We start from the raw sequence: 23,077 nt of genomic DNA, 5'->3' as shown, positions 1-23,077 counted from the left end.
TCCCCACCGTCACGGTGGGGAGGGCTCGTCGAACTGCAGTCGGGGCCGAGTGATCAGACCTGTGCGGCAGAAAGGATCTCGTTGGCTTCGACAGCCTGTGCGACGCCCGCGACGATGGAACCGGCGCGGATCGCTTCGAAGATGACCTCGCGGTCGACACCTTCCTGGCGGAGGGTGTTCTCGTGAGCTTCGAGGCAGTGGTTGCAGCCGTTGATCGCGGACACTGCAAGCGACCACAATTCGAAGTCGGCCTTGTCGACGCCCGGGTTGCCGATGATGTTCATCCGCAGGCCGGCACGAAGATCGTCGTACTTACCGTCGAGGTAGCCCTTGGTGCGGTAGAAGACGTTGTTCATGCCCATGATCGAAGCTGCGCCGAGAGCGGCGTTGTACGCCTCTGCCGACAGGTTGTCGGCAGCCTCGGATGCAATCTCCTTGAGCGTGGACGCAGACTTGGTGGCTGCGGCCGTTGCGAGGAGTGTTCCCCACAACTGCTGCTCGTTCAGGACGGTCGTACGCGCAATGGAACTCAGGTTGAGCTTGAGGTCCTTCGCGTACTCGGGAAGAGAGTTCTTGAGGTTCTCGACGCTCATACTCAGACGCTCGCAGTCAGAAGCTCGCCGGCGTTGATGGTCGGGTCGCCCTTCTTCCAGTTGCATGCGCACAGCTCGTCGCTCTGGAGAGCGTCGAGGACGCGGAGAACCTCGTCGACGTTACGGCCGACGGAACCGGCTGTGACGGAGACGAACTGGATCTCGTTGTTGGGGTCGACGATGAACGTCGCGCGGTCTGCAACGCCGTCGGCGTTGAGGACGCCGGTGGCCTCGGCAAGCTCGCGCTTGAGGTCCGAGAGCATCGGGAAGGGGAGGGTCTTGAGCTCCTCGTGCTGTGCGCGCCACTGGAAGTGCACGAACTCGTTGTCGACGGAAGCGCCGAGAACCTGAGCGTCACGGTCTGCGAACTCTTCGTTGAGCTTGCCGAATGCAGCAATCTCGGTGGGGCACACGAAGGTGAAGTCCTTGGGCCAGAAGAAGACGACGCGCCACTTGCCTGCGTAGTCGTCACTGGTGACGGTGGTGAAGTAGTCATCGGGCTGCTGGGCATCGACCTTGGACAGGTCGCCGCCGATGACAGCCGTGAGGTTGTAAGCGGGGAACTGGTCGCCGATTGTGAGCAGAGCCATGTGTCTCATTCTCCTACGTGTCTCGTGAACAGGAATTTCTTGCGCACACGATCCGGCTGTTCGGACTGTGACGGCCGAACGCGCTGGATCGAGAGGGTTTGTCACCGTCAGCGGGTCGGACGGTTTCGACTGGAGTGTCGAGGTTGTGACCGGCGCTTTTTGGTATGAGTCCATTCTGCATCAAACTGTTCAAAAGGTAAAGGTGATGGGTGGCACTACACTGATAGGCATGTCTGATCAGACTTATCAACCTTCCTTGTCACAGCTGCGTGCCTTTGTGTCGGTGGCCGAGTATCGGCACTTCGGTACTGCCGCAGCGCGTTCCGGTGTGAGCCAACCCACACTGTCGCAGGCGCTGGCGGCTCTCGAGGCGGGCCTGGGGGTCAAACTGATCGAACGTAGTACGCGGCGCGTGCTCGTGACCGCGGACGGACAGCGCCTACTCGGTCAGGCCAAGCAGATTCTCGAGGCTGCCGACGGTTTCGTTGCGAGCGCGGCCGGCTCCGGCGACTCTCTGACCGGACCGCTACGCATCGGGCTGATCCCGACCGTTGCGCCGTACATCCTTCCGGGGTTGTTGCCGGAGTTGCGCGAGAAGCTGCCGTCGTTGGCACCACAAATAGTCGAGGATCAAACGGCGCGCCTGCTCGATGCGCTGCGATCGGGAGCGCTCGATGTCGCGGTGTTGGCGCTTCCTGCCGGAATGCCTGGCCTGGTGGAAGTTCCTGTGTACGAAGAGGATTTTGTGATGGTCGTGCCGAACGAGCATTCCTTGGCCGGACGTGTCGATCTCACGGCGGACGTGCTCGACGCGCTGCCGTTGCTCTTGCTCGACGACGGCCACTGCCTGCGCGACCAGACGTTGGATCTGTGCCGTTCCGTAGACGCTCATCCGCTTGCCGGCGACACGCGGGCGACGTCGCTCGCGACGGTCGTGCAGTGTGTGGCCGGGGGACTCGGGGTGACTTTGGTCCCGGAATCTGCTGTTGCAGTGGAGGTTCGACGCGGAGATTTGTCGACGGCGCGCTTCGCGTCGCCGGCTCCAGGTCGTACGATCGGCGTCGTGTTCCGCTCTTCGAGTGGCCGAGCAGAAGGATTCCGTCAGCTGGCCGAGTTGGTCCGTTCGGTCAGCCCGACAGTTCCTCGGTGACGTAACTCGTTCGACGTCGACGTGAAAGCTAGTCGAGAGAGCCTTCTTTCACGGCAATGACGGCTCCGGGATTGAGAATTCCCAGGGGGTCGAGCGCATCCTTGACCTTGCGATTGAGGGCCATGACGTCTTCACCCAACTGTGACGGCAGCCAGTCGCGCTTGAGTCGACCGACCCCGTGTTCGCCGGTGATCGTGCCGCCCAGCGCGATGGCGAGATCCATCACCCGCCCGAATGCGATCTGTGCGCGTTCGGTCATGTCCGGATCTGCGGGGTCGAAAACGATGAGCGGGTGTGTATTTCCGTCTCCGGCATGCGCCACCGTGCAGATCAGGACATCGAGGTCGTCGGCGATGGCTTCGACTCCGGTTACGAGCTGGGGGAGTGCGCGCATGGGAACGCCCACGTCTTCGAGAAGCAGACTTCCCATCGCGAGCACTGCCGGGAACACTGCCCGCCGTGCCGCCGCAAAAGCGTCACCTTCGGCCTGGTCGTCGGTGGCGAATACCTCGGTGGCTCCGTTGTTTTCGCACGCCTGAACAATCGTCTCGATTTCCAGCACGCCTGCCGCGCCGGGTGCGTCGGACTGCGCGAGCAGCAGTGCGTGAGCCTTGCGGTTCAGACCCATGCGTACCGAATCCTCGACGGCGTTGATACTGGCGTGATCCATGAACTCGAGCATCGCCGGACGCATGTTGCTGGTGATCGCCAAGACTGCGTCGGCAGCTTCTTGTACCGAGTCGAACGAGGCCACGACGCTTGATGCGGGCGGCTGCGCCGGAATCAAACGCAACGTGATTTCGGTGATGATGCCGAGAGTGCCCTCGCTGCCCACGAACAGTTTGGTGAGTGAGAGTCCGGCGACGTCCTTGAGAAGGGGACCTCCGAGGCTGACAGCTGTCCCGTCTGCCAGCACGACCCGCAGTCCGAGAACGTAGTCGGTGGTAACTCCGTACTTGACGCAGCAGAGTCCGCCGGCATTGGTAGCTGCATTGCCGCCGATGGAACAGATCTCGAAGGACGACGGGTCAGGTGGGTACCAGAGTCCGTGTTCTGCGGCGGCTTTCTTGACCTCGGCATTCATCAAGCCGGGCTGAGTAACCGCTACCCGGGCGACCGGGTCGATCGTGATCTTTCGCATTCGCTCGGTGCTGACCACGATGCAACCGTCGACGGCGCTGGATCCACCGGACAGGCCCGAGCCGGCACCTCTGGGCACCACCGGTACGCGGTGGGCGGTTGCCCACCGCATCACTGCCTGGATGTCTTCGGTGCACGTTGCGCGAACCACGGCAGCGGGGTTGCCTGCGGTCGGGTCGGCGGCCCAGTCCTGGCGGTAGCCCGCGGTCAGGTCCGGGTCTACGAGGACAGCCCCCTCGGGGAGCGTCGCTACCAATTCATCGAGGGCTGAAGAACTCGCGGGCGTCATACTCTCATCATGCTCGACGGAGTTCGACGGTGCGTCAATTTGCGGACCGCAGCCCGACGATGTCGCGCATGATCAGTTCAGCGTTGTCCGGCAGTGATCTTCCGAGTTGCCGGCCTCGATGCAGTTGGTCCAATCGATCTGACCTTGCACCCAAGGAGGCGGGGTTCGGACGCTCGTAGTCGCACTGGTGTCGGGACGAGTAGTGCCCGCAGGGAAAAGCTACTGAATCCCTAGCGGCCCTTCTGCTTTCCGGAGAACCGGCCACCCGAACTCTTGGTCCCACCGGACTTCCCGCTACCCGATTTGCCGCCTGCCTTGGCCTTGCCGGAACCGGCGTTGCGTCCGGATATGTTCTTTGCGGTGCCGGCGCCCTTAGCTTTCTGACCGTTCTTGGCAGCTTCTGCGCGTCGCTCGCGGGCCGCGATCTTTGCTTTGACGGAGCCCTTGATCTTCTCCGCCGGCTCACCGTTTCGGCCGCGGGAACTCTGTGCCGTGCGGCCCCGCACGATGCCGATCAGTTCCTCGACCAGATCTGTGGTCTTGGACTCCATCCACGCCAAAGCCACGGGAGCCTCGGGAGCACCGTCCACCGGACGGAAGGTCAGGTCCTTGCGATGGTGGAACCGCGCCAGCGAATGGGGTACGACGACAACTCCGACGCCGGCGGCTACCAATTCGATGGCATCGGCGATGGTCGAGGGTCGCTCGGCGGCGGCCTTGCCTGGACGTGTCGGCCAGTCGAGTCTGTCGTCGAGCGGATCGAGCACTATCTCGTCGGCCAAGTCGTCAACGGAGATCTGATCGACAGTGGTGAACACGTGATCTTTCGGTACCACCACCACCGGGGTTTCCGCATACAGCGAGATAGCGCTGATACCGGTCCGGTCGATCGGCAGGCGAACCAAACCTGCATCTGCTTCACCTGCGCGAAGTGCAGCTTCGAGTTCGAGAACCGGGAACTGAACGAGTTCCAGACGCACCTCGGGAAGTCGCTCGTGCCACACCCGGACCCACTTGGTGGGCGTCACCCCCGGGGCGTACGCGAGTCGAAAAATTGCCTGACTATCCGCGTCTGTCACCAGGCAAGGCTACCGCCTTGGTAAAAGCACCCGTATCGGCTGGTTACTCTTGTTGCATGACGTCGAACAAAACTCCCCAGACGATGAAGCCGACGACGGCTGCCAAGAAGCTGGGTGTGTACCTGGAAGCAACACCTGCGCAGTTCCAGGAAGGCGACGTGACTCGTGACGAGCTGACCGCTCTGCAGACCGATCCGCCGGAGTGGCTGCTCGAGCTGCGACGCACCGGACCGCACCCGCGCCCGGTCATCGCCGCCAAGCTGGGCATTTCGATCGCCGGCCTCGCTCGCGGTGGCGTCGAAGAAGCACTCACCACGGATCAGATCGCCGCACTGCTCGAAGAGAAGCCCGAATGGCTCGAGAAGGAACGCGCTGTTCAGGCCGACGTGCGGGCCGAGAACGTTCGTATCAAGGAAAAGCGCGCTGCGCGTCGTAACCAGCCGCGGAAGGCTCGAAGGGGCTGACGCCACCTGTGCGCCTTTCTGGTAGCGCCGACTACCAGAAAGGCGCACAGGCGCTAGCCTTCTACGACGCTCAGCTCGTCGAACACGATTTCACCCGCGGCATCCGATTCCGGGATGTCGACGACGGCAAGCAGTGCCCATCCGTGATCGCCCTCCGGATCCTCGAGCACCTGCCGCACCCGCCAGAACTCACCCTCTTCGGTGACCTGGAAGAGCGCCGGCCCGCGCGCCGATGGCCCGGTTCCGATAGTTGCGTACTCCTCGAAGTACGGGAGTAGTTGCTCTTCCCACTCGGCGGCGTCGATACCGTCCTCGAGGTTTTCCAGCTCGTTCCACTGCCGACGCGACGCAAGATCGATGCGTCGGAACATCGCATTGCGCACCATGACGCGGAATGCGCGCGGGTTCGCCGAGATGGGACGGGGAATGTCGGCGCCGAACGCAACCTCTTCCGTGTCTGCCTCGGCTCCGGGGTCGGTGAGTGACTCCCACTCGTCGAGCAGACTCGAGTCGACCTGGCGGATCAGCTCGCCCAACCACTCGATGATGTCTTCGAGTTCCTCAGTGCGCGCTTCGGTCGGGACGGTCTGTCGTAGCGCGCGGTAGGCGTCGGCGAGGTAGCGCAGGACGAGACCCTCGGACCGGGTGAGTCCGTAATGGCTGATCAGTTCGGCAAACGTCATGGCGCGTTCGATCATGTCGCGCACCACGGACTTGGGGGAGAGGGCGAACTCGGTGATCCACGGGTGGCCACCCCGGTACATTTCGAAAGCCGGGAACAGTAAGTCCGACAACGGTTTCGGCCAGGTGACCTCTTCGAGAAGCTCCATGCGCTCCTCGTACTCGATGCCGTCGGCCTTCATCTGTGCCACCGCTTCGCCGCGGGCGAAGTGCTGCTGCGCCATCAGAACCTGACGCGGATCGTCGAGCGTCGATTCGATGATCGAGACGACATCGAGTGCGTAACTGTCGGATTCGACGTCGAGAAGTTCGAATGCCGCCAAGGCGAACGGTGAGAGTGGCTGGTTCAAGGCGAAGTCGCGTTGGAGGTCCATCGTCAACCGAGCCATGCGGCCGTACTCGTCGGGTTCGTCGAGGCGTTCCACGATGCCGGCGCTGAGCAATCCGCGATACAGCGAGATCGCTTTGAGGATGTGCTTGCGTTGCGCCGGACGCGATTCGTGGTTGTCCTCCAACAGATGCCGCATCGCGTCGAAGCAGTTGCCCGGTCGGGCAATGACATTGAGCAGCATCGAGTTGCTGACCGAGAATCGCGACACCAACGGTTCGGGTGATGCTGCGACCAGGCGGTCGAACGTCGCTTCGCTCCAGGACACAAACCCCTCGGGAGCCTTCTTGCGTTGAATCTTCTTGATCTTCTTCGGATCGTCGCCGGCCTTGGCGACAGCCCGCAGATTCTCGACTTCGTGTTCCGGTGCCTGGACGACAACGGTGCCCATCGTGTCGTAGCCCGCACGACCCGCGCGGCCGGCGATCTGATGGAACTCGCGGGCTTTCAGATGCCTGGTGCGGACACCGTCGTACTTGGCGAGACCGGTTAGCAGCACCGTGCGGATCGGGACGTTGATGCCGACGCCCAGAGTGTCGGTACCGCAAATCACCTTGAGAAGCCCGTCCTGCGCGAGAACTTCGATGAGCCGTCGGTACTTGGGCAACATGCCCGCATGGTGAACGCCGATGCCGTGCCGGACCAGGCGAGAGAGTGTCTTTCCGAACCCTGTGGTGAAGCGGAAACCGCCCAGCGCTTCGGCGATCGCTTCCTTCTCTTCTTTGGAACAGAAGTTGACGCTCGTCAGTGCCTGGGCGCGTTCGAGCGCGGCGGCCTGCGTGAAATGCACGATGTAGACGGGGGACTGATTGGTGGTCACCAGATCTTCGATGGTTTCGCCGACGGGTGTGGTCGCGTACGAGAACATCAAAGGCACGGGGCGTTCCGTGCCGGAGACGACGGTGGTGGGTTTTCCGGTACGGCGCGTCAGATCCTCGGCAAAGAAGTCGACCTCACCGAGGGTTGCCGACATCAACAGGAACTGCGCGTGTGGCAACTCGATGAGCGGAACCTGCCACGCCCAACCTCGATCGGGTTCGGAGTAGAAATGGAACTCGTCCATCACGACCTGGCCGATATCGGAGTTCGGGCCCTCTCGCAGTGCAAGATTCGCGACGATCTCTGCCGTCGCACAAATGATCGGCGCCGACGAGTTCACGGCGGCATCACCGGTCATCATGCCGACGTTCTCGGCCCCGAAGACCTCACACAGTGCAAAGAATTTCTCGCTCACCAGCGCCTTGATCGGCGCTGTGTAGTACGTGCGCTTGCCGAGCGACATTGCATAGAAATGTGCGCCGATCGCCACCATCGATTTGCCTGACCCGGTCGGCGTCGCAAGGATCACGTTTGCACCCGAGACCAACTCCATGACGGCCTCTTCCTGAGCCGGATAGAGCGTCAAACCTCGTTCGATGGTCCACGAAGAGAAGGCGTCGAAAACGGAATCAGGATCCGCGTTGTCGGGGAGAAGTTCCGTCAGCAGCACTCGTACAGGCTAGCCGCAACCGCGGATCAGGTTGCGCTTCGCTCGTCCGAGCCCATGGCGTCGAGCACTGCCATGCGGGTGGACGACGTTCCGGTGATGGTGTTCTCGCCGACTCCGGAGATCAGCATGTGACGCCAGCGGGCCTCGTCGAAGACGAGTGGTGCGGTGCTGGAAAGAAAATCTTCGACGATCTGCAGGAAACGCATCGGATCGTCGCGGAACGGGAAGTGGCCCGAGCCGCGGAAGATTTCGAGACGTGAGTTCGGCATCGCCGCGTGCGCGAGGTGAGCGTGGGAGACGGGAATGACGGAGTCGTCGTCGCCCCAGATCAGTTGAACCGGCAGATTCTCGGTCAGATAACAGCGGTCGAGCATTGTGACGACCTGCCCGCGCCAGTCCACGACCGCCCGCAGCGTACGAAGGTAGGCCTCGTAGGCCGTGGGGTCGGGGAGATCAGCGAGCACGCGAATCAGGTCGGGTGTGTCGTGCAGCATGGTGCCGGGACGCAGATTTGAACCGTGGACGACACCGGCAAGGTTTCCGGCCATCCGGACGAGCGGCATCGCGCCAGGTATCCGGAGCAGTTTGACGAACTCGTTGACCACCGGAACGGACATGAGGCGCAGCAACGGGTGGACGTCCTTGGTGACGCCACCGGCCGAGACCAGCACGAGACGATCCACCATGTGTGGGAATTGGTAGGAGAACTGCATCGCGACGCCGCCGCCGAGCGAATGCCCGATGACGGTGACGTGCTCGATGCCGAGCGTCGACAGAAGATCCCGCATGCCGTTGGCGTACGCGGCTACCGAGTAATCCGCGCGTGGCTTGTCGGAGCGGCCGTGACCCAACAGGTCAGGTGCGATGACCGTGTACTTCTTGGCGAGGTGGGGAATGATCTCGGTCCACGTCGACGAATTGTCGCCGATTCCGTGCAGGAGGAGTACTGCCGGACCCTCGCCGGCTATCCGAAATGCGCGTCGGTAGCCGTGAATCGTCCGGAACATCATCCGCGGTTCCTCGTCGGGGACCGGTCGGAGCTGACGGTTCCGTGGTCTGCTCATGTCGCCTCCTGGCTCGGCGTGTGACCACGTTGACTGTCTGCTCCAGTTGTTGAGCCGTCAACGAAAATCACACAGAGTTTGAGGCTATCCGACGGATGTGTCCTGAACAACAGCCCAGGTAACGGAGGGGTTGCGGAATGCGCACAATGTCGAATTATGCGCCCTGCCCGTCACAATTTCGTCAGTTGTCGCCTCGATCGAGGTCTCCAGCTGAGCCGAAGTCGTCATTCCCCGCCTGTTCGGCCAGGAACTTTTCGAACTCTGCGCCGATCTCGTCACCGCTGGGAAGGTCGGCCTCGCCGGCCAGAAGGGACGACTGTTGTTCCTGAGCGGCGACAAAAGTGTCGTATTGCCGCTCCAAAGCGTGGACTACAGTCTGAACTTCTTCGTTCCCGGCTATGTGCTCGTTAACCTGTTCCCGAACGCGCGCCGCGGCCTCACCCAGCGCAACCAAGGGCAATTCCAGATCCGAAACCTCGGAAACGTTTTCGAGCAAAGTCTCTGCGGCGCCCGGGTAGTCCGTTTGCGCGAGATAGTGGGGGACATGCACCGAAAAGCCCATCGCCTCGTGCCCGTGCTGAGACATACGCAGCTCGAGCAGTGACGATGCGCTGCCGGGAACCTGTAGTTCACCTGACCAACGCTGATGGTCCTGGATCAGGTCCTTGTTGGTCGAATGTGCTGTCACGCCTAGCGGTCGGGTGTGCGGGATTGCCATCGGAATCGCGTTGAGCCCGATGGTTCGACGCACACCGAGCTGTTCGGACAACAGACGAACGGCTGTGGTGAACCGCTCCCACTTGAGGTCCGGTTCCATCCCTGCAAGCAGCAGGAACGGTGTGCCGGCCGTATCGCGCAGTGCGTACAGATTGAGCGCCGGAGCGTCGTAATCGGAGAAATGATCGGCCTTGAACGTCATCGTTGGTCGACGCGAGCGGTAGTCGATCAGCTCGTCGACAGCAAACGACGCGACAAGCTCGGTTTCCAGGCTTTCCCGCAGATGCGTCGTCGCCAATTTCACGGCGTGACCGGCGTCGGAGTAACCCTCGAGTCCGTGAATCAGGATCGGTCCCTGGCCGTCGGCAGCCGCCAACTGGGGCGCCGGAAATTCCAGCTCGTACATCCTCGACTGTTCGTCCATCGCAGTCCCCTTCGCTCTTCGGTCTTGATCTCAAGTGTCCACTATCGGCGCACGCTCGACAGCATCGGAGTCGGGTGCCCGACAGCACTGGATCAGACGTTCATCGGTAAGAACACCGAGTCGGTGACCGATCATTCCCGATCCGACGAGACAGGGCGTTCGCCGAGAGCGAAGCCGAGCGGTATCTTTCGACACTTGGCCTGGGCGTTCGGTAGATGTCGGGTGCGCGGCTTCGGACATGGCAGAGTGGAACACAAGGTCGGCACGGCTGATTTGTCCGAAATGGATTGGTCGATTGTCGGGATCGGTCGAGTGCGGAGGCTTACATGCGGGTGTGTCCACGATCGTCCAGGCGAGTGGCCGCATGCTCCCTTGCGGCGGTGGCCGCGGTTACACTACTCGCGGGCTGCTCCGGGTCGGTCCAAGGAGCACCCGTTCCGGACTCCGCGCCGGCGACTGCCGGTGTGACCGACAGCGGCTCAGCGGCGCCGAGTACGACGGCTGCCCCCAAATCCTCGTCGCCGAAATCTGCTTCTCCGAAAGCGGCGGCACCGTTGTCCGAACTCCTTCTGACTCCCGAGGAATTTCCCGAGCCCTTCGGTGCTGTTGTGCTGCCCCCGCAGGCCGTTCCGATGGCAGCGCCGGATCTAGTCGGCGTCCCACGCGGTGCCACCGTCGATCCATCCGAATGTGAGCCACCGGAACAGGATTACGGTCCGAACGGGACCGTGATGGCAGTCGGGACCGACAACGCGACGAGGGCAACGATTTCGGTCGAACTCACCAAGGTCGACGCACCCCTGGACGAGTTGGAAGCGCAAACTCGCCAATGCCCGTCCATGACTGTCACTGCGAACGGCGTCACCACTACAGTGACGACAGAAATTCTTCCGCCGTCGCCGATCGATGCCGACAAGACGATGTCACTTCGCCGCACTGTCGTTTCCCCCAAAGCCGCAGCCGGCGATCAGACGATGCTGACGTTGATCGCGCAGGTCGGCGACGTGCGGGTAGCGACAACACTGATGACGTTCGGTTCTGCGGCACCGTCGACAGCACCGCTGGATCAAGCGTTCACGGCAGCGGTACAGAAGGTCAAAGCAAGTAAGTGATGTCGCAGCACACAGGTCCGACAAGTAGCGGAACTGCTCGGTGCGGCGCGGTACTTGGTCCCCAACACATGCGGTAGTCCACAGATAACTTCGACGCAGCTGTTTTCCCTGGTCGAGCAGACTGCCGGGTCGGGGTGATCAGCGACGGTCTGTGCATGACAACATCACCTCTTCCGGGAGAATTCGAATTCTCCGACGACGACCTTGCCGCCCTTCTCGGATGCGTCGAACGCGTCTCCGATCCAGGGGAATTGATCGCGGCAATACCCGCACTCCTGGGCTTCCATCCATCCAACTCTGTGGTTGCGCTGTCTCTGATGGGCGCCTCCGCCTCGACGCTCGGCCCGGTGATGCGGCACGACTACTTTCCCAGTGTCAGGGGAAAGCCCGCGAGGCAGATGAGCGCGGCGCTGCGCCAGTTCGCCGCTGTCTGTGACGGGGAAGGCGCGCGTGCGGTAGTTCTCGTGGTGATCACCGATTGCTCGGCAGCTGAAACTCTCATCGATGAAACCATCGAGCTGGCCGAGGTATTCGAAGACATGCTCGGCGGAACCTGCGTCGAGCTGGCCGACGTATTGTGCACGGCCGCAATAGAATCTGGCCAGCCGTGGACGAGCGTCACGCGTTCGATTCACCGCGGCACCCTGCCCGACCCGGCATCTTCGTCGGTTGCGGCTGCACAGGTGTTGGGCGGCAGGGTCATTCGCCGTTCGCGTGAGGAACTGGTCCGGTGGGTACACGGTGCCGCTCGCAATCACGACACGATTGCCCGACTGATCGCGAGCCGACGAGAATCGAGTGCGTACAGCGGGGGGCCGAGCGGTGAAACCGCAGTTCAGCGCCGGGTCGATCTGGTGTTGGAACATGTCCGCCGTGTTGAGGCAGGCACTCGCTGCCCTGACCCGCAGGAATGCGCCGATCTGGTGGTCGCTTTGACGGACGTACACGTGCGCGACGTGGTGTTGGGATTGGCGATCACGTCAGTTGCGGCACATGCTGAGCAATTGTGGCTCGTACTCACCCATGAAGTACCGTCTCCCGAACGAGCTTGGCCGGCAACACTTCTCGGGTTCTTTGCATACGTTCGCGGGGACGGCCCTCTGGCGGGTGTCGCGCTGTCGGCCGCACTGTCGGCCGATTCGGAACACACTTTGGCCGGATTGCTGGATCTTTCCCTTCAATCCGGCGTGCGCCCCGACGGGATCCGCGACCTCGCGGCCGTCGGATTGTCCATCGGGGAATCGCTCGGAATCGCCGGCTTGCCGCCGGCACTGCCGAGTGGAAGCTAGCGAGCAGCGTGCGAGCGGTCGCCCAGATCCTGGAGGAACTGCCATGCATCGGCGACGATGACGTCGAGATCGGTACGCGTGGGCGTCCAACCCAACTCGGCAATGGCCTTGTCGCTCGATGCGATCAGCACGGCCGGATCACCCAGGCGTCGTGACGCGTCTTCGACGTTGATCGGCAGGCCGGTGACCCGCGCACAGGCAGCGATTACCTCGCGCACGCTGAAGCCGGCACCACTTCCGAGGTTGTAGATGCGGTGCTCGCCGGGAACCGAGGATTCGAGAGCCAGGAGATGCGCTTCGGCGAGGTCAAGCACGTGGATGTAGTCGCGTACTGCGGTTCCGTCCGGCGTGGGCCAGTCGGTTCCGAAGACCGAGATCTTGTCTCGCTGCTCGAGCGCGACCTGCAGGACGAGCGGAATCAGGTGGGTTTCGATCACCCGGTTCTCGCCGGCGGACTTGTACGCGCCCGCGACGTTGAAGTAGCGCAAGCTGGTCGCGCCGAGGCCGTGGGCGATCGAGTACGAGGTGATCGCATGATCGATCGCGAGCTTGGTCGCGCCGTACGGATTGGTAGGGCGGGTCGGAGCGGCCTCCACGATCGGGGACTGCTCCGGCTCGCCGTACGTTGCGGCGGTGGAGGAGAACACGAGGCGGGGAGTACCCGAGATGCGAATCGCCTCGAGCAAGTCGATGGTCGTGACGACGTTTCCGCGCCAGTACTTTTCGGGGTGCAACACCGATTCGCCGACCAGCGACTGTGCCGCGAAGTGAAGTACGCCGTCGAAAACCGGTGAACCCGCACTGCCGAGGACCTCGGCGGCCAGAGCCCCCGCGTCCCCTTCGATGAACTCGGCACCGGCAGGCACCGCGTCGGCATTTCCGGTGGAGAGGTCGTCGATGACGACAACTTCGTGTCCACGCTCGAGCAACACAGTGCTGCACACACTGCCGACGTAACCGGCGCCGCCGGTGACCAGGAGTTTCATCTACTACTTCCTCAGACCTGCTTGACCTGAACGGCGTGAGCCATTTCCTCGGACAGGTCGAATCCGCTGTGACCCGGCACGATGATGGTCACCGAGCCCGGACGGGTTTCGACCGTCACCCTGGCGTCGGGAACGACGCCGGCGTCACGCAGCTGCGCGATCACCTCGGGATCGGACTGCACGTGCTCGGCGAGTCGCCGAACGACCACAGCTGTCTGTGCGCCGTGCGGAATATCGGTCAGGCGCACCAACGTTTCGGTGGTGGCAACCGGGCCGTCGAGTCCCAACTGGTCCAACCCCGGAATCGGGTTGCCGTAGGGCGACGTCGTGGGGTTGTTCAGAACGACGACGAGTCGACGCTCGACCTCCTCGCTCATCACGTGCTCCCAACGGCATGCCTCGGCATGTACGTCTTCCCATTTGAGACCGATGACGTCCACCAGCAGGCGCTCTGCCAACCGGTGCTTACGCATGACAGAGATCGCGAGATCGCGACCCTTGTCGGTGAGTTCCAGATGTCGATCGCCGGCGACCATCAGCAAGCCGTCGCGCTCCATACGCGCAACTGTCTGGCTGACGGTGGGTCCGCTCTGTTCGAGCCGTTCGGCGATCCGCGCCCGGAGTGGGACTACGCCCTCTTCTTCCAAGTCGTAGATCGTCCGGAGATACATCTCCGTGGTGTCGACTAGATCCTTCACACTCAACCCCTTCGTCAGTTGATCATTCTACCGTTCAGTTCGTGGTTCCGGTGCCGCCTCCACCGCGGCGAGTCCAGCGCGTGTCCGAATTGGATTCGTCTCACTCGATCTCGGTCTCCGTAGCGGGCCACGAGTGTGGTGTGCGGCACGAAACGAGAAGGAAGTAGCGTGATCCCATGACCGCGTCGATCAGATCTGACGGGGACCCCGCGGCGTCTCGAGCGAATCGAGTCGTGGTGTGGAGTCCGGAGTACCTGAGCTATCGGTGGAGCGCCGATCACCCGATGAATCCCACCCGTCTGGATCTCACGATGGCGCTCTCGCGAAGCCTCGGACTTCTCGAGGGCATCGAGTTTCTCGAACCGAGCGCAGCGTCCGATGCCGACCTCCTCAGAATCCACACACCGGCATATCTTGCAGCGGTCAAAGACGCGGGTAACTCTGCGAACAACGGTGTGAGCGGCCAGGATGTTCCCCACGGGCTGGGTACCGAGGACAACCCCGTGTTCCCGCACATGCACGAAGCGAGTGCGATCCTCGCCGGCGGTTCGTTGGCCGCAGCGCAGGAAATCGCTTCGGGACGTACGCGTCGTGCGGTCAGCATCGGCGGCGGCATGCACCATGCGATGGCGGATTGGGCTTCGGGATTCTGCGTGTACAACGATGCGGCTGTGGCGATTTCGTGGCTGCTCGACAACGGTTACGACCGCATCGCCTACATCGACGTCGACGCTCACCACGGCGACGGTGTGCAACATGCGTTCCTCGGGGACCCCCGAGTACTCACGGTCTCGCTGCACCAGCATCCGGCAACGTTGTGGCCCAACACCGGGTGGTCGAGCGAAGTCGGCGACGGCGCGGCCGAAGGTACAGCGGTGAACATCCCGGTGCTGCCCGGGACCGTCGACGCGTTGTGGCTGCGCGCTTTTCACGCTGTCGTCCCGGGTGCCATTGCAGCCTTCCGCCCGCAGATCATCATCAGTCAGTGCGGAGTGGATTCGCACCGCGAGGACCCGCTCGCGGACCTCGCCCTCACCGTCGACGGTCAGCGTGCCGCGTTCCTGGCGATGCGTGACCTCGCCGACCGCTACTCCGAGGGGCGGTGGCTGGCGGTCGGCGGCGGGGGATACGGACTGGTTCGCGTCGTGCCGAGGGCGTGGACCCACCTGATCGCGGCCGCGCTCGATCGCGAGATCGACGTCGACACAGCTGTCCCCGAAGACTGGAAGGACTCGACGAAACTTCGTGCGCCGAGCGTCGACCTCCCGCCGACCATGGGAGATGGCGGCGATGTCGCTTACACGCCGTGGGACGGCCCGGGTGGTACACCGGAGACAGGTGTCGCTTCGGTAGATCGTGCGCTCACCCGCATCGACTCGGCGATCATCGCGACGCGCCGCGCTTCGTTCCCGCTACTCGGACTCGACCCGGAGGATCCCCGTGACTGAACAGTCCGATACCGAAGCAGCCGGCGCCGGAACGAGCGGCGAGGCTCCCGCGACCGATCCCGCCCACACATATCCGCATTCGTGGGTAGTCGACGTCCTCGCCTCCGACGGGGGCGCTGTGGCGCTGCGACCCATCGTTCCCGAGGATGCGGACAAGCTCGTCGAATTCCACGGCAAACTCTCCGAGCGCACACGGTACCTGCGGTACTTCGGCCCGTACCCCACGATGTCGGCGCGCGACGTCAAGAATTTCACGACTGTCGACCACCACAATCGCGTCGCGTTCGTGATGATGCTCGGCGACGAGATCATCGCGGTGGGCCGATACGAGCGACTCCTCGACGTAGGGGACGGCAAGTCTGCCGAGGTCGCCTTTGTCGTTGCCGACGCACACCAGGGGCGCGGCCTCGGACCGATCCTGCTCGAATACCTGGCAGCAGCAGCGGCCGAGAACGGCCTGACGATGTTCGTCGCCGAAGTCCTCTCCGAGAACCGCAACATGGTGACGGTGTTCCGTGAGGCTGGTTACCAGGTGAGTCGCTCGTTCGACGGCGGCGTGCTGCGACTCGAATTTGCGATCGACCCGACAGAAGCGCTTGTTTCGGTACGTAATTCGCGGGAGCGGGCAGCCGAAGCGCGCAGCATGGGTAACGTACTCAGTCCACGATCGGTGGCCGTGATCGGCGCATCGGCGGACCCTGCCAAGGTGGGTAACGCGGTGTTGACCAACCTGCTGCGCGGCGGATTCACCGGACCTGTTTACCCCGTCAATGCCGAGCATCGGTCGGTGCACGGGGTGCGGGCGTACCCGACTGTTCGTGACATCCCCGACGACGTCGACCTGGCTGTCGTGGCGGTTCCTGCGGAATCCATCAATTCGGTACTTGACGACTGCCTCGACAAGGGCGTCAAAGCGCTGGTGGTCGTCTCGTCCGGCTTCAGTGAGAGTGGTCCGGACGGGCGCTCATCCGAACGCAAACTGGTCCACGCGGCCCGTGCCCACGGAATGCGTCTCATCGGTCCGAATGCTCTGGGGGTGGCGAACAACGACCCGGCGATTTCGTTGAATGCGACGCTGGCGCCGGTTTTGCCGGTGGCAGGCAACGTGGGCTTCTTCTGTCAGTCAGGCGCGCTCGGTATCGCCATTCTCGATGAGGCTGCGCGCAGCCGAATCGGATTGTCCGCCTTCGTTTCTGCCGGTAACCGTGCGGACGTCTCGGGCAACGACCTTCTGCAGTACTGGGATTCCGACCAGTCCACCGAAGTGGTACTTCTCTACCTGGAGAGCTTCGGCAACCCCCGAAAGTTCTCCCGCATCGCTCGTCGAGTTGCGCGGAAGAAGCCGATCGTCGCGGTCAAGAGTGGTCGGCACGCGGTTCCGCCGGTGCTTGCCGCCACCGGAGTCGAGATTGACGATTCGATCGTCCGCGCCCTCTTCGAACAGGCCGGCGTCATCCAGGTCGGCTCCATCTCACAGTTGTTCGACTGTGCACTGCTCTTCGGGTATCAGCCGTTGCCGGCCGGTCCACGGCTTGCCGTCATCGGCAATTCGACTGCGCTCGGGGTCCTGGCTGCGGACGCCGCCCGCAGTGAAGGTTTGCAGGTCAGCGACCCGGTCGACCTTGGCGCACAGGCGAGCCCGGATCTGTTCGCCACTGCCGTGCGCGACGCGTTGGCGTCGTTCGACGTCGATGCCGTCATCGCCGTCTTCGTTCCTCCCGTTGCGATACCGGTCGAACCGTTCGCGAAAGCGCTCAAAGACGCGGTGGCCGGCTCGGACAAGCCGATTCTCACGACATTCCTCGCGGCCGAGGGTGTGCCGGACGTCCTGGCGGTCCGTGACGAAGTCGGTAACCCGACCCGCGGTTCGGTGCCGTCCTACCCGGGGCCAGAGCGTGCCGCACTGGCGTTGGCGAGGGCTTGGCGTTACGCGGAGTGGCGCAGCAAGCCTGCGTCGAAGGTTGTCCGCCCCGTGGGTATCGACTCCGAACGAGCCCAGAAGATGGTGGCCGATTGGCTTGAAAACTCTCCTGGGCGTTGGCTTTCGGACGTGGAAGCGGCGGCTCTCCTCGAGTGCTACGGCGTCGCCGTCGTCGAATTCCGTTCGGTCCTGAGCGAAGACGAAGCTGTAGAGGCAGCGGATGCGGTTGGTTATCCGGTCGCGGTCAAGGCAACCGGCGAAATGTGGCGTCATCGACCGGATCTGGGCGGCGTCAGGCTGGACCTGAGTGGACCGGAATCTGTGCGCCTCGCGTACCGCGACCTTGCGGCCGCGTCCGGTGAACCGCTGTTGCACGTGCAGAAAATGGCGACCAAGGGCATCGGATGTGTGGTCGGTGTCCAGGACGACCCGTCGTTCGGCTCGCTGATTTCGTTCGGGCTCGCCGGTGTGATCTCGGATCTCCTCGGCGACCGTGCCTATCGTGTGCTGCCACTCACCGAGGACGCTGCAACGGAATTGATCGACGCGCCCAAGGCAGCGCCGCTTCTATCCGGATATCGCAACGCCGTTCCGGTCAACAAGGGTGCGTTGGTGGATCTGGTTCAGCGCATCTCGGCGCTGGCCGACGACCTTCCCGAAGTCCGCGAACTGGCCTGCGAGCCGGTACTCGCTTCGGCCACGGGAGCGGAGATCACCGATTCACGCGTCCGAATCGGACCCGAACCGAGCGCAATCGACCTTGGGCCAAGGCGGTTGCGGTAGATACGGCGGTTGCGACAGGCGCAGCGAACAACACCGGCCACCGCACATTTCCCGAGGGGGAGGGAAATAGCGGTGGCCGGTGCTTTGTGCGGTGCGTCAGCGCGAGTGGTGTGGCGCGCCCACGCACGTGCTGTGTTGATCAGACGGCAGCGTTGATCAGCTGGCGTATGACCGCAGTTTCTCGGCGCGATCACCGACACGGAGCTTGCCCATGACCTCACGCTCGATCTGACGAACCCGCTCGCGCGAGAGACCAAAGAGCTTGCCGATCTGATCGAGGGTGCGGGGCTGGCCGTCGTCGAGACCGTAGCGAAGTCGGATGACCTGCTGTTCACGCTCGTCGAGCGTCCCGAGCACGCTGCGCACATCGCTGTGGAGCAGACCGGCGATGACGGCATTTTCAGCTGAGGTCGCCTCGGAATCTTCGATGAAATCGCCCAAGGGCGCTTCTTCGTCGTTGCCCACAGGCATGTCCAGGCTTACCGGGTCGCGGCTGTGGTCGAGCAGGTCGGCGATCTTGTGCGCCGGGATGCCCGACTCTTCGGCCAACTCGTCGTCCGTCGCTTCGCGCCCGAGCTGCTGGTGCAGTTCGCGCTTGATGCGGGCGAGCTTGTTGACCTGCTCCACGAGGTGGACTGGGAGCCGGATGGTGCGGCTCTGATCAGCCATTCCGCGGGTGATCGCCTGACGGATCCACCAGGTGGCGTACGTCGAGAACTTGAAGCCCTTGGCGTAGTCGAACTTCTCCATGGCACGGATGAGTCCGAGGTTGCCTTCTTGAATGAGATCGAGGAGCGGCATACCGCGGCCGGTGTAGCGCTTGGCCAGCGACACGACGAGTCGCAGGTTCGCCTCCAGGAGGTGGCTACGCGCCGACTGTCCCTCGCGAACGATCGTTGCGAGATCCCTCTTCTTGGCGACTGTCAGGCGCTTTCCCGTGGCAAGAACGTGGCTGGCGTACAGCCCCGCTTCGATTCGCTTCGCCAGTTCGACCTCGTCTGCTGCTGTCAGCAGTGCGGTACGACCGATCCCGTTCAGGTAGACGCGGACCAGGTCTGCGGCCGGGCTCTGGGCGTCCAGATCTGCGGCGCTCGGACGAATGCGAGTAGTGGTGCTGGGGCTTGTCATGACTTGCCTCCCTATCGGCGGTCTCTCACACAGTTCAACGTGTGAGAGTTCCGGGAAAGTTCCCGTGCCGATTTCCGCTAAATCGTCGTGACCTGCAGTTATTTCCCAGTCGTCCTGAGAAGTTGCTGAGAACACAAAAATCTGCAACTCACCGGGAACTCAATTCGTGACGGGAAGCACCAACCCGTGACGGACCAGCGAGACCAGCAATGTGACGACCGCCTCACGTAGCTGGTCCGGGTTTTCGCCGTTCGCAGCAGCAAGAAGTTCCACCAGTTCGTCGACCACCAATCCGTCCGCTCGGAGCCCAGCGAGCAGCGCAGCACCGAGCTCGTCGATCTCGTGCTGCCAGTGCGGTCCGTTGCCGCGGTGCACACGCGTGACCACTTGCTGCCATCCCTCGTCGCCGGGGAGGTAGACGCGTTCGAGAGCCGTGTCCGGATCGAGGACGAATCGTTCCTCGAGGACGTCGTGTTCACGCAACCAGGCAAGACGATCGAAGTACGCCGACGACTCGGCCCCGAGCGGGTCCGAGAACCCGTGCATGAGGTCCTCGGCCATCAGATCGGTGGGGAAGTCGGTACGCCGGAGGAAGACGAACCCGAATCCGACGCCTTCGACGTCGGCTTCTTCGAGGTGGTCAAGCCAGGCGTTCGCTCTGGACGCCGTTTCCGGGTCCCGTGGATCCTGCCCGCCGTCCTTGAGCCACGTTCCGACATACAGAGCCGGATCCGCCACGTCGCGCTGCACGACCCAGGCGTCGACTCCGTGCGCCGGCAGCCACGACGCGATCCGCGAACGCCAGTCCTGCCCTTCGATGTGTACCCACGACGCCAACAGTGCTGCCGTGCCGCCGGGGTTCAGGTAGTCGATCGAGCGCGAGATCATCAATTCGCTCGCACCGTCGAGATCGAGGCCGGAATCGCGGTACGTGTGATGGACGCGTGCCTCGCCGACGACAAACGGGGGATTGGCGACCACCTGGTCGAAGGTTCGACCCTCGACGGGTTCGAACCAGGACCCTTGAAGGAGTTCGACGTCGAGTCCGTTGAGCGCCATGGTCGCGGCCGTCAGATCGACCGCGCGTTGATTGATGTCTGTTGCCGTGACCGAATCGGCATACGTGTTCGCGTGAAGGGCTTGAATGCCGCATCCCGTGCCGAGATCGAGCACGCTGCCGACCCTCGCGGTGGGCGTGGCCTGCAACAAGGACAGCGATGCATGGCCGACACCGAGCACGTGATCGGCTGTGGCCTTCTTCGGGCGGATTCCGCCGTCGAGATCCGAGATCACCCAACGATCGCCGTCGCCGACGTCGATGGGGCGAAGATCGACCGCGGCCCGCACCAGCGGGTTCTCACTGTCGAAGTTCTCGCCTTCGAGCAGACCGGCGTCGACACACTGCGCCACCGTCAACGGAGCCAGCGCCGCAGCAACATCGGCCGCGGGGCAGTCATCGGCGAGAAGGAACAGTCTGATGAGAACGCCCAGGTCCCCGCGTTCGAGGGTGGCGCGGCGGACAGGTACCGGTTCACTACGGCCGAGAGCGGCGTGAACTTCGGGCCCCAATGCGTCGAGCATGGTTCCGGTGTCGAATCGATTGCGAAGCAGAGCCTCACGCAGCGCAGGGGTGATGGACAGGAGCGTTTCGCTTCTCACCCGGTCATTCTCGCAGGCGGAACTTGTCAGCCTTCGATGGTGTGGTGCGTCGCGGATTCGATCTCGCCTGCGGTCTTCTTTCGCCCGTCGTATCGACTCGGCTCGTCCTTGGTGCGCGGTGGTCGGTCGTTGGCGATCAGGACGGCGATCCAGGGAAGCGGAATGGATGCACCGATGATGAGCATCGAGATCCAGGCGTTGGCCCAGATGCCGTACGCGATCGCCGCGAGGATCAACGCCGGGAACCGGAAGGACATGATGATCATGTACTTGCGCACTCGGGCTTTGTGCTGTTCTTCGACGGACTTCTGCGCTTCGGTGATCAGTACGGGATTGTCGGGAGTCCCGGCCTCGTCGGACCTGCCGAACGCGCCATTTCGTGCCATGTCTCCACTGTTCCACTCTCGGCCGACAATTGCACACGACCCGTGGGTCGCACCGCTGTGACGGAGACGGCATTATTGGAGGGGTGAGCACTCAAACCAAGGAACGTCCCGACGTCTCCACCGACGAAACGACCGACGACGACACCCCGAAGTTCTTCCACTACGTGAAGAAGAACAAGATCGCCGAGAGCGCCGTCATGGGCACCCATGTCGTCGCCTTGTGCGGCGAGGTGTTTCCCGTGACGAAGTCCGCCAAGCCCGGATCACCGGTGTGCCCGGACTGCAAGAAGATTTACGAAGGACTCCGTAAGGGCGAGTGACCTCTGCTCACGCGAGCGGGAGAACTCCCAGAGCTCGGCGGATCGACAGCCTCGACGCAGTCGGACGCCGGGCTCTTCGCGTCTGTGTCCGGCTTACCGCAAGGATCTTGGTCGTTGCAGGAGTTCTGGCGCGACTCCGTTTGTCTGCTGCGCGGCCGTCCATACGAGGGAACCGTGGCCGGATCCGCTTTGTCGCCCGAGATGCGGATCGGGCTGGTGGCCAAGTGCCAGGTCAGGTTGGCGACCGGGCCCGTGGCGTCGTCGGTGTTCTGAGAAGCGAGCCACTCTCGCATCTGCTCCATCCGGGTGGCACGAGCCGGCCAGAATTCCTGCACCGTCGCGTTGAACTCGGCGCCGAGCACGACGGCAAAACCGAGGAAGAACGTGAAGAGCAGAAAAGCGATCGGCGTTGCCAGCGCGCCGTACGTGTATCCGGTGCTGGTGACAAATCCCAGGTACCAGCGCAATCCGGTGCTGGCGGCCATGAAGAACACACCGGCGACCAGAGCGCCGGCGAGAAGTCGATGCCACGGCAGCGACTTCGGCAGAGCGACCTTGTAGAGCGTCGTGAGGCCGATGATCACCAGCAGGCCGACAGCGGGGTAGTAGAAGGTGTCGACCAGATTCGATCCCACTTCGTACCAGGAGGCGGGCAGTGCTCGCCCGACGAGCGTCGGCCCGAGAGCTACCAGCGGCAGGATGAACACCGCCATCACCAGGAACATCACGTAGAGCAGCAGGGCGAAAATGCGCTGCCAGATGGGATTGCGCGCATCCTGCTGCCCGTGTGCTTCCACGATCGAGTCGACGAACGTACTGATCGCCGATGATCCCGCCCACAGGGAGAGCAGGAAGCCCACCGAGATGATCTCCGGGCGTCCGCGCTGAAGGACGTCCGTCACGGTCGGGCGGATGATCTGGTCGACGACGCTTTCGCTGAAGATCGTTCCGCTGAACGTGACGATCTTGGATTCGATGATCTCGACGGTGTTGGGTCCGAACCATCCACCGATGTAGCCGATCATTCCGAGAAGGCCGAGCAGGAGGGGAGCCAGTGACAGCGTTTGCCAGAACGCGGCCGTAGCCGCCTTTCCGAAGATGGAATCGTCCCAGGCCTTGCTCAGTGTGCGACCGATCAACTGCCCGGTGCGGCGTAGCGGATGCCATCTGCGGTGGTGCAGATCACTTCCGCTCGACTTGTCGCCTCGCGCTTCACTCATGATGTCTCCAGCATCCCTGACGACACACCCGGTTGCCCAACCATGGCGCCGACGTGTCG

The 23,077-nt window shown here is 63.1% G+C and carries 20 protein-coding genes; 7 read left to right on the top strand and 13 right to left on the bottom strand.

What is annotated here, in order from left to right; genetic code table 11:
- Positions 1–53: 53 nt before the first annotated feature.
- Together R4P65_RS25290 and R4P65_RS25285 are read right to left on the bottom strand one after the other, a co-directional pair.
- Positions 54–593 (bottom strand): carboxymuconolactone decarboxylase family protein, encoded by a 540-nt coding sequence (locus R4P65_RS25290; protein ID WP_003942122.1) that lies wholly within the window; start codon positions 591–593, stop codon positions 54–56.
- A gap of 2 nt (positions 594–595) precedes the next feature.
- Complete coding sequence (locus R4P65_RS25285; RefSeq protein ID WP_230817171.1) at positions 596–1,183, bottom strand: peroxiredoxin; 588 nt, start codon at positions 1,181–1,183, stop codon at positions 596–598.
- Between the two features lie 229 nt (positions 1,184–1,412).
- On the opposite strand from R4P65_RS25285, the gene R4P65_RS25280 reads away from it, so the two are divergent.
- Entirely contained in the window at positions 1,413–2,333 is a 921-nt protein-coding gene (locus R4P65_RS25280; RefSeq protein WP_317828563.1) for a hydrogen peroxide-inducible genes activator, read from the top strand.
- A 28-nt stretch (positions 2,334–2,361) separates the two neighbouring features.
- Here the strand turns inward: R4P65_RS25280 and R4P65_RS25275 are convergent, their stop codons facing one another.
- Both R4P65_RS25275 and R4P65_RS25270 read right to left on the bottom strand, forming a co-directional pair.
- Positions 2,362–3,762, bottom strand: a complete 1,401-nt coding sequence (locus R4P65_RS25275; protein ID WP_317828562.1) for an FAD-binding oxidoreductase — start codon at positions 3,760–3,762, stop codon at positions 2,362–2,364.
- 230 nt (positions 3,763–3,992) lie between these two features.
- Positions 3,993–4,841, bottom strand: coding sequence for a LysR substrate-binding domain-containing protein (locus tag R4P65_RS25270; protein WP_230817174.1), 849 nt, complete (start codon positions 4,839–4,841; stop codon positions 3,993–3,995).
- A gap of 56 nt (positions 4,842–4,897) precedes the next feature.
- On the opposite strand from R4P65_RS25270, the gene R4P65_RS25265 reads away from it, so the two are divergent.
- Positions 4,898–5,305: a DUF5997 family protein gene (locus R4P65_RS25265; RefSeq protein WP_230817175.1), complete on the top strand. Its 408-nt coding sequence runs from the start codon at positions 4,898–4,900 to the stop codon at positions 5,303–5,305.
- A gap of 53 nt (positions 5,306–5,358) precedes the next feature.
- Here the strand turns inward: R4P65_RS25265 and R4P65_RS25260 are convergent, their stop codons facing one another.
- The 3 genes from R4P65_RS25260 to R4P65_RS25250 all read right to left on the bottom strand — a co-directional run bounded on the left by R4P65_RS25260 (position 5,359) and on the right by R4P65_RS25250 (position 10,068).
- Complete coding sequence (locus R4P65_RS25260) at positions 5,359–7,863, bottom strand: DEAD/DEAH box helicase (RefSeq protein WP_230817176.1); 2,505 nt, start codon at positions 7,861–7,863, stop codon at positions 5,359–5,361.
- Positions 7,864–7,889: 26 nt separating this feature from the next.
- Positions 7,890–8,927: an alpha/beta hydrolase gene (locus R4P65_RS25255; protein WP_317828561.1), complete on the bottom strand. Its 1,038-nt coding sequence runs from the start codon at positions 8,925–8,927 to the stop codon at positions 7,890–7,892.
- A 181-nt stretch (positions 8,928–9,108) separates the two neighbouring features.
- Positions 9,109–10,068: a proteasome assembly chaperone family protein gene (locus R4P65_RS25250; RefSeq protein WP_003942198.1), complete on the bottom strand. Its 960-nt coding sequence runs from the start codon at positions 10,066–10,068 to the stop codon at positions 9,109–9,111.
- A gap of 356 nt (positions 10,069–10,424) precedes the next feature.
- On the opposite strand from R4P65_RS25250, the gene R4P65_RS25245 reads away from it, so the two are divergent.
- Positions 10,425–11,180, top strand: a complete 756-nt coding sequence (locus R4P65_RS25245) for a sensor domain-containing protein (RefSeq protein WP_317828560.1) — start codon at positions 10,425–10,427, stop codon at positions 11,178–11,180.
- A gap of 155 nt (positions 11,181–11,335) precedes the next feature.
- Positions 11,336–12,469: a DUF4192 domain-containing protein gene (locus R4P65_RS25240; RefSeq protein ID WP_317828559.1), complete on the top strand. Its 1,134-nt coding sequence runs from the start codon at positions 11,336–11,338 to the stop codon at positions 12,467–12,469.
- Here R4P65_RS25240 and galE read toward each other — a convergent pair.
- Positions 12,466–13,455 carry a UDP-glucose 4-epimerase GalE gene (gene galE, locus R4P65_RS25235; RefSeq protein WP_230817179.1) on the bottom strand — a complete coding sequence of 330 codons (990 nt, stop codon included), beginning with the start codon at positions 13,453–13,455 and terminating at the stop codon, positions 12,466–12,468. The genes R4P65_RS25240 and galE overlap by 4 nt on opposite strands.
- Before the next feature lie 11 nt (positions 13,456–13,466).
- Complete coding sequence (locus R4P65_RS25230; protein WP_003942150.1) at positions 13,467–14,153, bottom strand: metal-dependent transcriptional regulator; 687 nt, start codon at positions 14,151–14,153, stop codon at positions 13,467–13,469.
- Positions 14,154–14,329: 176 nt separating this feature from the next.
- On the opposite strand from R4P65_RS25230, the gene R4P65_RS25225 reads away from it, so the two are divergent.
- Both R4P65_RS25225 and R4P65_RS25220 read left to right on the top strand, forming a co-directional pair.
- Entirely contained in the window at positions 14,330–15,601 is a 1,272-nt protein-coding gene (locus R4P65_RS25225) for an acetoin utilization protein AcuC (protein WP_230817180.1), read from the top strand.
- On the top strand, positions 15,594–18,305 hold the full coding sequence (locus R4P65_RS25220; protein WP_317828558.1) for a GNAT family N-acetyltransferase: 2,712 nt from the start codon (positions 15,594–15,596) through the stop codon (positions 18,303–18,305). The genes R4P65_RS25225 and R4P65_RS25220 overlap by 8 nt, the downstream gene beginning before the upstream one ends.
- 156 nt (positions 18,306–18,461) lie before the next feature.
- Here R4P65_RS25220 and R4P65_RS25215 read toward each other — a convergent pair whose 3' ends face one another.
- The 3 genes from R4P65_RS25215 to R4P65_RS25205 all read right to left on the bottom strand — a co-directional run bounded on the left by R4P65_RS25215 (position 18,462) and on the right by R4P65_RS25205 (position 21,478).
- Positions 18,462–19,433, bottom strand: a complete 972-nt coding sequence (locus tag R4P65_RS25215) for a sigma-70 family RNA polymerase sigma factor (RefSeq protein WP_003942639.1) — start codon at positions 19,431–19,433, stop codon at positions 18,462–18,464.
- Between the two features lie 159 nt (positions 19,434–19,592).
- The gene (locus R4P65_RS25210) at positions 19,593–21,092 is read right to left on the bottom strand and encodes a class I SAM-dependent methyltransferase (RefSeq protein WP_317828557.1); all 1,500 of its coding nucleotides are present in this window, start codon (positions 21,090–21,092) and stop codon (positions 19,593–19,595) included.
- 26 nt (positions 21,093–21,118) lie between these two features.
- Positions 21,119–21,478 (bottom strand): DUF3099 domain-containing protein, encoded by a 360-nt coding sequence (locus R4P65_RS25205; protein WP_019748237.1) that lies wholly within the window; start codon positions 21,476–21,478, stop codon positions 21,119–21,121.
- An 83-nt stretch (positions 21,479–21,561) separates the two neighbouring features.
- On the opposite strand from R4P65_RS25205, the gene R4P65_RS25200 reads away from it, so the two are divergent.
- Positions 21,562–21,798: a DUF3039 domain-containing protein gene (locus R4P65_RS25200; RefSeq protein ID WP_138868197.1), complete on the top strand. Its 237-nt coding sequence runs from the start codon at positions 21,562–21,564 to the stop codon at positions 21,796–21,798.
- Here R4P65_RS25200 and R4P65_RS25195 read toward each other — a convergent pair.
- Positions 21,771–23,018, bottom strand: a complete 1,248-nt coding sequence (locus R4P65_RS25195; RefSeq protein WP_317828556.1) for a YihY/virulence factor BrkB family protein — start codon at positions 23,016–23,018, stop codon at positions 21,771–21,773. The genes R4P65_RS25200 and R4P65_RS25195 overlap by 28 nt on opposite strands.
- Positions 23,019–23,077: the final 59 nt, after the last annotated feature.

Origin of the sequence: Rhodococcus sp. IEGM 1318, assembly GCF_033142465.1 — a bacterium.
Classification (GTDB): Bacteria; Actinomycetota; Actinomycetes; order Mycobacteriales; family Mycobacteriaceae; genus Rhodococcus_F; species Rhodococcus_F qingshengii_B.
Note: the sequence above shows the minus strand (reverse complement) of the source record. Positions and strands in the feature narration are given on the sequence as shown.

What these genes read in the sequence shown, in the direction of transcription:
- R4P65_RS25290 (WP_003942122.1), bottom strand. Translation starts at nt 593, where the DNA reads ATGAGCGTCGAGAACCTCAAGAACTCTCTTCCCGAGTACGCGAAGGAC.
- R4P65_RS25285 (WP_230817171.1), bottom strand. Translation starts at nt 1,183, where the DNA reads ATGGCTCTGCTCACAATCGGCGACCAGTTCCCCGCTTACAACCTCACG.
- R4P65_RS25280 (WP_317828563.1), top strand. Translation starts at nt 1,413, where the DNA reads ATGTCTGATCAGACTTATCAACCTTCCTTGTCACAGCTGCGTGCCTTT.
- R4P65_RS25275 (WP_317828562.1), bottom strand. Translation starts at nt 3,762, where the DNA reads ATGACGCCCGCGAGTTCTTCAGCCCTCGATGAATTGGTAGCGACGCTC.
- R4P65_RS25265 (WP_230817175.1), top strand. Translation starts at nt 4,898, where the DNA reads ATGACGTCGAACAAAACTCCCCAGACGATGAAGCCGACGACGGCTGCC.
- R4P65_RS25255 (WP_317828561.1), bottom strand. Translation starts at nt 8,927, where the DNA reads ATGAGCAGACCACGGAACCGTCAGCTCCGACCGGTCCCCGACGAGGAA.
- R4P65_RS25250 (WP_003942198.1), bottom strand. Translation starts at nt 10,068, where the DNA reads ATGGACGAACAGTCGAGGATGTACGAGCTGGAATTTCCGGCGCCCCAG.
- R4P65_RS25240 (WP_317828559.1), top strand. Translation starts at nt 11,336, where the DNA reads ATGACAACATCACCTCTTCCGGGAGAATTCGAATTCTCCGACGACGAC.
- galE (WP_230817179.1), bottom strand. Translation starts at nt 13,455, where the DNA reads ATGAAACTCCTGGTCACCGGCGGCGCCGGTTACGTCGGCAGTGTGTGC.
- R4P65_RS25225 (WP_230817180.1), top strand. Translation starts at nt 14,330, where the DNA reads ATGACCGCGTCGATCAGATCTGACGGGGACCCCGCGGCGTCTCGAGCG.
- R4P65_RS25215 (WP_003942639.1), bottom strand. Translation starts at nt 19,433, where the DNA reads ATGACAAGCCCCAGCACCACTACTCGCATTCGTCCGAGCGCCGCAGAT.
- R4P65_RS25205 (WP_019748237.1), bottom strand. Translation starts at nt 21,478, where the DNA reads ATGGCACGAAATGGCGCGTTCGGCAGGTCCGACGAGGCCGGGACTCCC.
- R4P65_RS25195 (WP_317828556.1), bottom strand. Translation starts at nt 23,018, where the DNA reads ATGAGTGAAGCGCGAGGCGACAAGTCGAGCGGAAGTGATCTGCACCAC.